This window comes from Synechococcus sp. BA-120 BA3, from assembly GCF_034931285.1.
In the GTDB taxonomy this organism is placed as follows: Bacteria; Cyanobacteriota; Cyanobacteriia; order PCC-6307; family Cyanobiaceae; genus Cyanobium.
In genome coordinates this window covers 1-8743 of sequence record NZ_JAYGHZ010000306.1, presented here as the reverse complement: position 1 = coordinate 8743, position 8743 = coordinate 1, and the positions used below count along the sequence as shown (strand labels likewise).

The following is an 8743-nucleotide window of genomic DNA, read 5'->3' as shown; positions in this document are numbered from 1 at the left end:
AGCGACCCCTGCCGATGGCGGCGCTGCCGCCGGCTCCCCCTCCGGTGGGCATGCCGCGGTTGGCCAGCGAGGTCAGCTGCCCCGCCCTGCAGCGCCAGGTGGCCCAGGTGCTGGGCGGCGAGCGCTCCCGCTGGAGCGTCAGCGTCGCCGACGGCAGCGGTCGCCTCCTGGCGGACATCAACGGGCGCCAGCCCCGGGTGCCGGCCTCCAACCAGAAGCTGGTCAGCACCGCCTTCGCCCTCGATCGCCTTGGTCCCGACTACCGGCTCACCACCCAGCTGTGGCAGCTTCAGGACGGCACCCTGCGGCTCACGGGGCAGGGAGATCCTGACCTGGCCCTGCCCCAGCTGCAGCGTTTCGCCCAGCTGGCCATGGCCACCGGTGCCGCCTCCGCCGCGGGCGGCGCTCCGGTGCGGCTGGAACTGGCGGAGGAGGCCGCCCAGAACTGGTGGCCGAGCGGCTGGCATGTGGCCGACCGGGCCTACGCCTACGGCGCGCCGATCACCCGGCTGGCGATCACCAGCAACGCCATCGATGATGCGGTGAGCAATCCCCCCTCCCGGCTCCAGACGCTGCTGCGCCGAGCCATGAACCAGGGCGGAGGGTCGCCGTTGCAGCTGGCCCTTGTGTCTGCCCGCCAGCCCCTGCCATCCGATGCCGTCCTGATCCACGAGGAGCCCTCCACCTCGATGCATGGCCTGCTCAGCCTGGCCAACACCGAAAGCCACAACTTCACCTCCGAGGTGCTGCTGCGCCAGGCGGCCGGCACCTGGGATGTGGCCGAGGCCAGCCGCCTGAACATGCTCTGGCTGCTCGACCAGGGCCTGCCCATGGAGGGGGTCCGGGTGGCCGACGGCAGTGGTCTCGACCGCGCCAACCGGGTCACTAGCCGTTTCCTGGTGGCCCTGCTGCTGCGCATGGACCACCACCCCTATGCCAGGGACTACCTGAGTTCGATGGCCATCGCCGGACGTCGCGGCACCCTGCGCAACCTCTACCGGGGCACCAGTCTCGATGGGCGGTTCTTCGCCAAGACCGGCACCCTCACCGGCGTGCGCTCGATCAGCGGCGTTCTCCAGACGGCAGACGGTCCCCGCTACGTGAGCGCTGTGTCCGCCGGGGCGGGGGCTCCGAACACCATGATCGGTCGGGTCCTGCGAGAGGTGCAGGCCGTAGGGGCCTGCACCTCCCCAAGCTGATGGGCCCCTGAGGCGACCGCCTCAGCCCTGCCTCAGCTGGCCAGCCCCCGGCTGGCGGCCCGCCGCAGCCGGCCGGCGGCCCGTCGAGCCCGGTCCACGGCGGCGGTCTCCAGGGGAATCGGCGCTTCGGCAGGGGGACGGCTGGCAGCCTGGGTTTCCTGGGCCTGGAGTCGGACCAGCTCCCGCCGGCCGCCGAGCACCACCTGGCTGAGCTCCTTGAGGCGCACTTCCAGTTCCCCCAGCACCTGCTCGGCGTAGCGGTTGGCACCCTCCTGGATGGTGGCCGCCTCCTGGCGGCTGCGGGCGATCAGGGCATCGCACTGCTGCTGGGTCTGCTGGCGGAACTGGAGGGCGTCGGCATGGAGACGCTCCGCCTCGGCCTGGCTGTCCCGCTGGATGCGCAGCCCTTCCTGGCGAATGCCCTCCAGTTCCTGCAGGGCCTGGGCCCGGCTGCGTTCGTGCTGCTCGAGCAGCTGGCGGTTGCGCTCCGCCGCCTCCTGCTCCAGCTGCTGGCGCCGCTGCTGGGCCTCCTGTTCGAGCTGCTGCCGCCGGCCTGCGAACTGCTGCTCGAACTGGGCCATCCGGGCCTGGTGCTCCTGTTCGGTCTGGGCCACCTGCTGGCGGGCCTGGAGCACCATCTGCTCGCACTGCTGGCGGGCCAGTTCCCGCTGTTCCGTCACCTGGCGCTCCGCCTCCTGGCGGATGGCGGCGGCGTTGATCAGCTGCTCCCGCTCGCGTCGCGCCTGGGTGACGATCTCTTCGGCCTGCACCCGGGCCTTCTCGATGAAGCCCTCCCGCTGGCGGATCAGGTCCTCGGCCTGGGAGATCTGCCCGGGCAGGGCCTCCCGCAGGGCATCCATCATCTCGATGGCGTCCTGCTCGTTCACCAGACGGCCACCGCTGAAGGGGATCCGGCTGCCGTCGAGAACGATGTCCTCCAGCTGATCCAGCTGATCGAGAACGGAGAAGCGGACCTCAGCCATATCGGGTTTCGGGAGCTGCCTGTCGATTAAAGAGCCTCTCCAGGTCGATCGCCACTCCCGGCGGGACCATGTGACCCACGTCGCCGCCGAAGCGGGCCACCTCCTTCACCACCGAGCTGCTGAGAAAGCTGTGGTGCGCTGCGGTGGCCATGAACAGGGTCTCGACCCGGGGGGCCAGGGTCCGGTTGGTGTGAGCGATCTGCAACTCGAACTCGAAGTCGCTCATCGCCCGCAGGCCCCGCAGGATCACCTGGGCGCCGCAGCTTTGGGCGTAGGTCACGGTGAGACCGTCGAAGTGGCCCACTTCGACGCCGGCGATCCCCTCGGTGGCGAGGCGGATCTGCTGCAGCCGCCGCTCCAGGGGGAAGGCGGGCTGCTTGGAGGGGTTCATCAGCACGGCCACCACGACCCCGTCGAAGAGGGCGGCCGCCCGCTCGATCAGGTCGAGGTGCCCCAGGGTGAGGGGATCGAAACTGCCGGGATAGAGGGCTCGCATGGCCCCAGCCTATGGAGACGGTCCCGGCCGGGTAAGGTCCCCGGCCAGGTTCCTAGAGTCATCCGATCCCTGCCGCCCCTCCCATGACCGACGTAGCCCTGGACGCGGCCGCCAAGAAGACGCTCCTGCGCAAGATCCCCCACGGCGTGTTCATCTGCGGGGTGGCCGAGGGCGATGAGGTGAACGGCTTCACCGCCAGCTGGGTCACCCAGGGCTCCTTCGAGCCCCCCCTGGTGGTGATGGCGGTGCGCGCCGACTCCACCAGCAACGGCATGATCCAGCGCAGCGGCCGCTTCTGCCTCAACGTGCTGGCCGCCGATCAGAAGGACCTGGCCGCCGTGTTCTTCAAGCCCCAGAAAGGGGTGGGCGGGCGGTTCGATGCCGCACCGTTCCATCTCGGCCCCCTCGGCCTGCCGGTGCTCGACGATGCCCTCGGGGCGGTGGAATGCACCCTGGTGGGGCAGGTGGCCCACGGCGACCACACCGTCTTCGTGGGGGAGGTGAAGTCGGCGACCCTGCACCGCGATGCCACCGCCCTGGAACTGGCCGCCACGGGCTGGCAGTACGGCGGTTGAGGCTCCGCCATGGCTGAGCCGGTGGCGACGCCGCCCGGCGGACCTGGCGCCAGCGTCGTCGGGCCCCTGCTGCTGCAGCCCGAGCGGCTGGCGGCCCGGCTGCGGGAGCTGCCGGCCGAGCCGGGCTGCTACCTGATGCGGGATGCGAGCGATCGCATCCTCTACATCGGCAAGTCGAAGAGCCTGCGGGCCCGGGTGCGCAGCTACTTCCGCGACTCCCACGACATCAGTCCGCGCATCGCCCTGATGGTGCGGCAGGTCTGCGAGATCGAGTTCATCGTCACCGACAGCGAGGCGGAGGCGCTGGCGCTCGAGTCGAACCTGATCAAGAACCACCAGCCCCACTTCAACGTCCTGCTCAAGGACGACAAGAAGTACCCATACCTCTGCATCACCTGGAGCGAGGCCTACCCGCGCATCTTCATCACCCGCCGCCGCCGGTTGCGCAGTCCCCTCGACCGCTTCTACGGGCCCTATGTGGATGTGGGCCTGCTGCGCCGCACCCTGGCCGTGGTCAAGCGGGTGTTTCCGCTGCGCCAGCGGCCCCAGCCCCTCTACCGCGACCGCACCTGCCTGAACTACGACATCGGCCGCTGTCCAGGGGTCTGCCAGGAGAAGATCGGCTCCGAGGAGTACCACCGCATCCTGCGCAAGGTGGCGATGGTGTTCCAGGGCCGCAACGACGAGCTCCTGGATCTGCTGCGCCAGCAGATGGACCGCTATGCCGAACGGCTCGATTTCGAGGCCGCCGCCCGGGTGCGTGACCAGCTGCAGGGGCTCGACCTGCTCACCGCCGACCAGAAGATGAGCCTGGGGGACAGTTCCGTCAGCCGCGATGTGATCGCCCTGGCGGCGGACGAGCGGGTGGCGGCCGTGCAGATCTTCCAGATGCGTGCCGGCAAGCTGGTGGGGCGGCTGGGCTACACCGCCGACGCGGCGATCGCCACCCCGGCGGAGGTGCTGCAGCGGGTGATCGAGGAGCACTACAGCCAGGTGGAGCCGGTGGAGATCCCGCCGGAGCTGCTGCTGCAGCACCCGCTGCCGGCCCAGGAGCTGATCGGCGACTGGCTGACGGAGCGGCGGGGCCGCAAGGTGCGGCTGGCCGTGCCCCAGCGGCGCCAGAAGGCCGATCTGATCGAGCTGGTGGAGCGCAACGCCGGCTTCGAGCTGGCCCGGGCCCAGCGGGGGGCGGAGCAGCAGTTGCTGGCCACCGAGGACCTGGCCCAGCTGCTGGAGCTGCCGGTGCCGCCCCGGCGGATCGAGGGCTACGACATCAGCCACATCCAGGGCAGCGACGCGGTGGCCTCCCAGGTGGTGTTCATCGACGGGCTGCCGGCCAAGCAGCACTACCGCAAGTACCGGATCCGCAGCAGCAGCATCCGCGCCGGCCACTCCGACGACTTCATGGCCATGGCGGAGATCATGCGGCGCCGCTTCCGTCGCTGGTCCCAGGCGAAGGCGGAGGGGGCCGACCTGGCCGCCCTGCGCCGGGCCGGCGCCTCGGCCCTGCACACTGACGGCCTCAGCGACTGGCCGGACGTGGTGATGATCGACGGCGGCAAGGGCCAGCTGTCGGCGGTGATGGAGGCCCTGCGGGAGCTGGATCTGCACGAGGATCTGGTGGTCTGCTCCCTGGCCAAGCAGCGAGAGGAGGTGTTCCTGCCCGGTGCCGGCGCGCCCCTCGACACCGAGGCCGACCAGCTGGGGGTGGTGCTGCTGCGACGGCTGCGGGACGAGGCCCACCGCTTCGCCGTCAGCTTCCACCGCCAGCAGCGGGGCGAGCGGATGAAGCGCTCCCGCCTCAGCGACATCGCCGGCCTGGGTCCGAAGCGGGTCAAGGATCTGCTGGCCCACTTCCGCTCCATCGACGCCATCCAGCTGGCCAGCCCCGAGCAGATCGCCGCCGTCCCCGGCATGGGGCCGGCCCTGGCAAGGCAGGTGTGGGACCACTTCCATCCCCCCATGGACGGGGCCGATGATGCCGACATCCGCGAAGGGGAACCCCTGGAGCTGGCGGGATGAGGCCAGCGGTGCCGAGCTGGGGTGTGGGGCGCTGGGCCGGACTGCTGCTCGCCCTCCTGCTGCTGCTGCTGCCGTTCGTCCCGGGGCCGGTTGCGGCGTCGCCGGGGCTGTGCGTCGGTCCGGTCTGCGGGGACGAGATCAGCCGCAGCGCCAAGCACCACTGGCAGCTGAGGCTGCGGGTGAGCGATCAGGAGAGCCGGCGGGAGCGGATCGTGGTGGATTGCCGCGATGGCGGCATCAGCCCGCGGCAGGGACCCGTGGATCGTACCTACAGCGCCGCCGTGGCCCGCCGCTGCTGCCGCCTGGTGGGGGAAGGCTGAGCCCAGGCCACCCCACGGCGATGAACCGCACCAGGGCGTCTAGCTTGGCGGTCCGTCGCCCATCGCGCATCTCCGGGCCCTGACATGACGCTGCCCCTGGCCGTGACCTGGCCTCCCGAGGCCTACCTCTGGTTCAAGACCCTCCACATCGTCGGTGTGGTGGTCTGGTTCGCCGGCCTGTTCTACCTGGTGCGCCTGTTCATCTACCACCGGGAGGCCGCCGAGCTGGAGCCGCCCCTGCGGCAGGCCTTCGAGGAGCAGTACAGCCTGATGGAACGGCGTCTGGCCAACATCATCACCACGCCGGGCATGGTGGTGGCCGTGGCGATGGCGGTGGGCCTCCTGCTGGTGGAGCCCCTCTGGTTGAAGCAGACCTGGATGCACGCCAAGCTCGCCGTCGTGGCGGCGCTTCTCGCCTACCACTGGTTCTGCTACCGGCTGATGGGCCAGCTGCAGCGCGGTGCGTGCACCTGGAGCGGCCGCCAGCTGAGGGCCCTCAACGAACTGCCCACCCTGTTGCTGGTGCTGGTGGTGATGCTGGTGGTGTTCAAGGCCCAGTTCCCCACCGGCGCCGCCACCTGGTTCCTGGTCGCCCTGGTGGTGTTCATGGCCGCCTCCATCCAGTTCTATGCCCGCTGGCGGCGGCTGCGCGCCGAACGGCTGGCCCAGCAGGAGAGCGGCGGTGCTGCGGCCTGAGGCTCTCGCCCATCCCCTCACCCCGGTGCTGCGCCAGGTGCGGGCCGACAGCTGCCCGGAGCGGTTGAACTTCCACTGCCACACGATCTGCAGCGACGGCAGCCTCCACCCTGAGGATCTGGCGGCCGAGGCCGTGGCCATCGGCCTGGAGCACCTGGCCGTCACCGACCACCACGGCCTCGCCGCCCATGGCGCCATCAGCGCCGCCCTGGACGAGCATCGCCGACAGGGGGCGGCCCCTCCCACCCTCTGGCGCGGCGTAGAGATCAGCTGCCTGCTGGAGGGCTGCCTGGTGCACGTGCTGGGGCTGGGTTTCGCCGAGGAGCACCCCTCGCTCCACCCCTACCTGCAGGGCAATGCCGTCGTCGGGCCGGCCCTGCGGGCCGAGGCGGTGGTGGCCGCCATCCGCGCCGCCGGGGGCCTGGTGCTGCTGGCCCACCCCGCCCGCTACCGGCTGCCCCACCAGCGCCTGATCGCAGCGGCGGCGGATCTGGGCTTCGACGGTGCCGAGGTCTGGTACGACTACGCCATGCAGACCCGCTGGCAGCCGACGCCGCTGGTGTGCGAGGCGATCGCCGCCGACCTGGAGCGCCGGGGCCTACTGATGAGTTGTGGTACGGATACCCATGGGCTGGTGCTCCGCGGCCGCTAGGGTTTGCTGACACCTTCCTCCTTGCGTCGATGGGTCTGTTCGATCGTCTGTTCGGTTCCCGTGCCGCTTCGGTGAGCAAGCCCGAGGCTGCCGCCAAGGCCAAACCCAAGGCCGAGACCTTCTTCCTCGATCCCGAGGCCTCCAGCAGCCTCGGGGATGTCAAGTTCATGAAGCGGTCCAACACGATCCGCCACACCTTCCCCGGCAACGCCGACAGCCCCGGCGAGAAGGAGATGGTGGCGGAGGTGGCCTCGATGGAGGCCCGGGTCGAGAAGATGACTCCCGGTCTGGCCGGCATCCAGCCCACCGAGAAGGGATCGGTCAACCTCACCGGCGGCATCCCCAAGCCCGTCAAGAAGACCTTCGCCCAGCAGATGAGCGCCGCCGAGCTCGGCCAGCGCATGAAGGGAGCGGCCGTCACGCCCACCAACCTGCCCGGCGGCCCCGCGGCGGCGAAGCAGCAGAAGGAGGCCGAGGCCCAGGGCCAGCCGGCCAGCTCCCAGGCGGCGGCCAAGCCCGGCACCACCGATCCGTTCCGCTCGATGGTGCGGGATCTGGAGCTCTGATCCCAGCGGCGGCGAGAGCCTGGTTCAGCGCTGCTCCACCAGGCTCTCGCTCTCCAGCACCAGCTGCCGCAGCCGCTCCAGCCGCTCGGGATCGGCCCCGTCCCAGAGGCCGCGATGGTGCGCCTCCAGGAGCCGTTCGGCCATGTCCCGCAGGGCCCAGGGGTTGCAACGCCCCAGGAACTCCCGCACGGCCCCGTCCTCCAGCCAGGCCGCGCTGATGGCGCCGTAGCCCCAGTCGGGCACGCGCCCGGTGCTGGCGTCGTAGGCGAACAGGTAGTCGAGGCTGGCGGCCATCTCGAACCCGCCCTTGTAGCCGTGCTCCTGCATGGCCGTGATCCAGCGGGGATTGAGCAGCCGCGAGCGCAGCACCTTGTCGAACTCGCGCTCGAGCCGGTGCAGCCGGGGGCGCTGGCTGCGGGAATGGTCGCCGAACCACAGGGCCGGGGCCCGGCCCTGGAGCCGCTCGGCGGCCGCGCTGAGGCCCCCCTGGAACTGGTAGTAGTCGTCGGAATCGAGCAGGTCGTGCTCCCGGTTGTCCTGGTTGTGCAGCACCACCTGCACCGAGGCCAGGCGCCGTTCCAGGCCGGCCCGATCGGCCATGGCGTCGATGGCCCCGCCGCTGGCCCCATCACCGGGGTCACCGTCGTAGCGCCAGGCGCTCCAGTTCAGGAAGGCGTCGCCCAGGTCAGAGCGCTCCTCCCAGTGGCCGCTGTCGATCAGACCCTGCAACCCGGCCCCGTAGGCGCCGGGCGCCGAGCCGTAGATGCGCCCCCCGTGGCCCTCCTGCCGGGCCGAGGCCGCCAGGGGGTTGTCTTCGGGGGCCTCGTCGAGGCCGGCCACCAGGTGGGTGGCCCGGTTGAACCAGCCCACCAGCTGGGGGAAGGCATCACGGAACAGGCCGGAGATGCGCAGGGTCACGTCCACCCGCGGCCGGCCGAGCAGGCGCAGGGGAATCACCTCCACGTCCACCAGGCGCCGGGTGGGGCCGTCCCAGACGGGCCGCACCCCCATCAGGGCCAGGGCCTGGCCGATGTCCTCACCGCCGTTGCGCATGGTGGCGGTGCCCCACACCGACAGGGCCAGGCTGCGCAGGTCCTCCCCCTCCTCCTGGAGGTGGAGCTGCAGCAGCAGCTCGGCGCTGCGCCGCCCCAGGTCCCAGGCGGCCTCCGTCGGCAGGCCACGCAGATCGAGCAGATCCGCCAGCTGGCCCGTGATTCCGAGGTGGACGTGAGCC

At 71.0% G+C, this 8743-nt stretch carries 10 protein-coding genes; 7 read left to right on the top strand and 3 right to left on the bottom strand.

The window, feature by feature from the left end; all coding sequences use genetic code 11:
* Positions 1 to 1199 (top strand): D-alanyl-D-alanine carboxypeptidase/D-alanyl-D-alanine-endopeptidase (locus VB737_RS12665; RefSeq protein WP_500313444.1); only part of this gene is annotated, 1199 nt, incomplete at its 5' end.
* A gap of 32 nt (positions 1200 to 1231) precedes the next feature.
* On the opposite strand, the gene VB737_RS12660 is transcribed toward VB737_RS12665, so the two are convergent.
* Both VB737_RS12660 and coaD read right to left on the bottom strand, forming a co-directional pair.
* Positions 1232 to 2182, bottom strand: a complete 951-nt coding sequence (locus VB737_RS12660; protein WP_500313442.1) for a hypothetical protein — start codon at positions 2180 to 2182, stop codon at positions 1232 to 1234.
* Positions 2175 to 2678, bottom strand: a complete 504-nt coding sequence (coaD, locus tag VB737_RS12655; RefSeq protein ID WP_500313440.1) for a pantetheine-phosphate adenylyltransferase — start codon at positions 2676 to 2678, stop codon at positions 2175 to 2177. The genes VB737_RS12660 and coaD overlap by 8 nt, the downstream gene beginning before the upstream one ends.
* Before the next feature lie 83 nt (positions 2679 to 2761).
* Here coaD and VB737_RS12650 point away from each other — a divergent pair, with 83 nt between their 5' ends.
* The 6 genes from VB737_RS12650 (at position 2762) to VB737_RS12625 (ending at position 7509) form a co-directional block, all read left to right on the top strand.
* Positions 2762 to 3253, top strand: a complete 492-nt coding sequence (locus VB737_RS12650) for a flavin reductase family protein (RefSeq protein WP_500313438.1) — start codon at positions 2762 to 2764, stop codon at positions 3251 to 3253.
* A 9-nt stretch (positions 3254 to 3262) separates the two neighbouring features.
* Positions 3263 to 5275, top strand: a complete 2013-nt coding sequence (gene uvrC, locus VB737_RS12645) for an excinuclease ABC subunit UvrC (RefSeq protein ID WP_500313436.1) — start codon at positions 3263 to 3265, stop codon at positions 5273 to 5275.
* A complete protein-coding gene (locus tag VB737_RS12640) occupies positions 5272 to 5595 on the top strand; it encodes a hypothetical protein (RefSeq protein ID WP_500313434.1) in 324 nt (107 codons plus the stop codon). The genes uvrC and VB737_RS12640 overlap by 4 nt, the downstream gene beginning before the upstream one ends.
* An 84-nt stretch (positions 5596 to 5679) precedes the next feature.
* The gene (gene hemJ, locus VB737_RS12635) at positions 5680 to 6291 is read left to right on the top strand and encodes a protoporphyrinogen oxidase HemJ (RefSeq protein WP_500313432.1); all 612 of its coding nucleotides are present in this window, start codon (positions 5680 to 5682) and stop codon (positions 6289 to 6291) included.
* Positions 6278 to 6943, top strand: coding sequence for a PHP domain-containing protein (locus VB737_RS12630; protein ID WP_500313430.1), 666 nt, complete (start codon positions 6278 to 6280; stop codon positions 6941 to 6943). Before hemJ ends, VB737_RS12630 begins: the two co-directional genes overlap by 14 nt.
* A gap of 29 nt (positions 6944 to 6972) precedes the next feature.
* Entirely contained in the window at positions 6973 to 7509 is a 537-nt protein-coding gene (locus VB737_RS12625; protein ID WP_500313428.1) for a hypothetical protein, read from the top strand.
* A gap of 24 nt (positions 7510 to 7533) precedes the next feature.
* Here the strand turns inward: VB737_RS12625 and VB737_RS12620 are convergent.
* On the bottom strand, positions 7534 to 8743 hold a 1210-nt coding region (locus tag VB737_RS12620; RefSeq protein ID WP_500313426.1), incomplete at its 5' end, for a cobaltochelatase subunit CobN.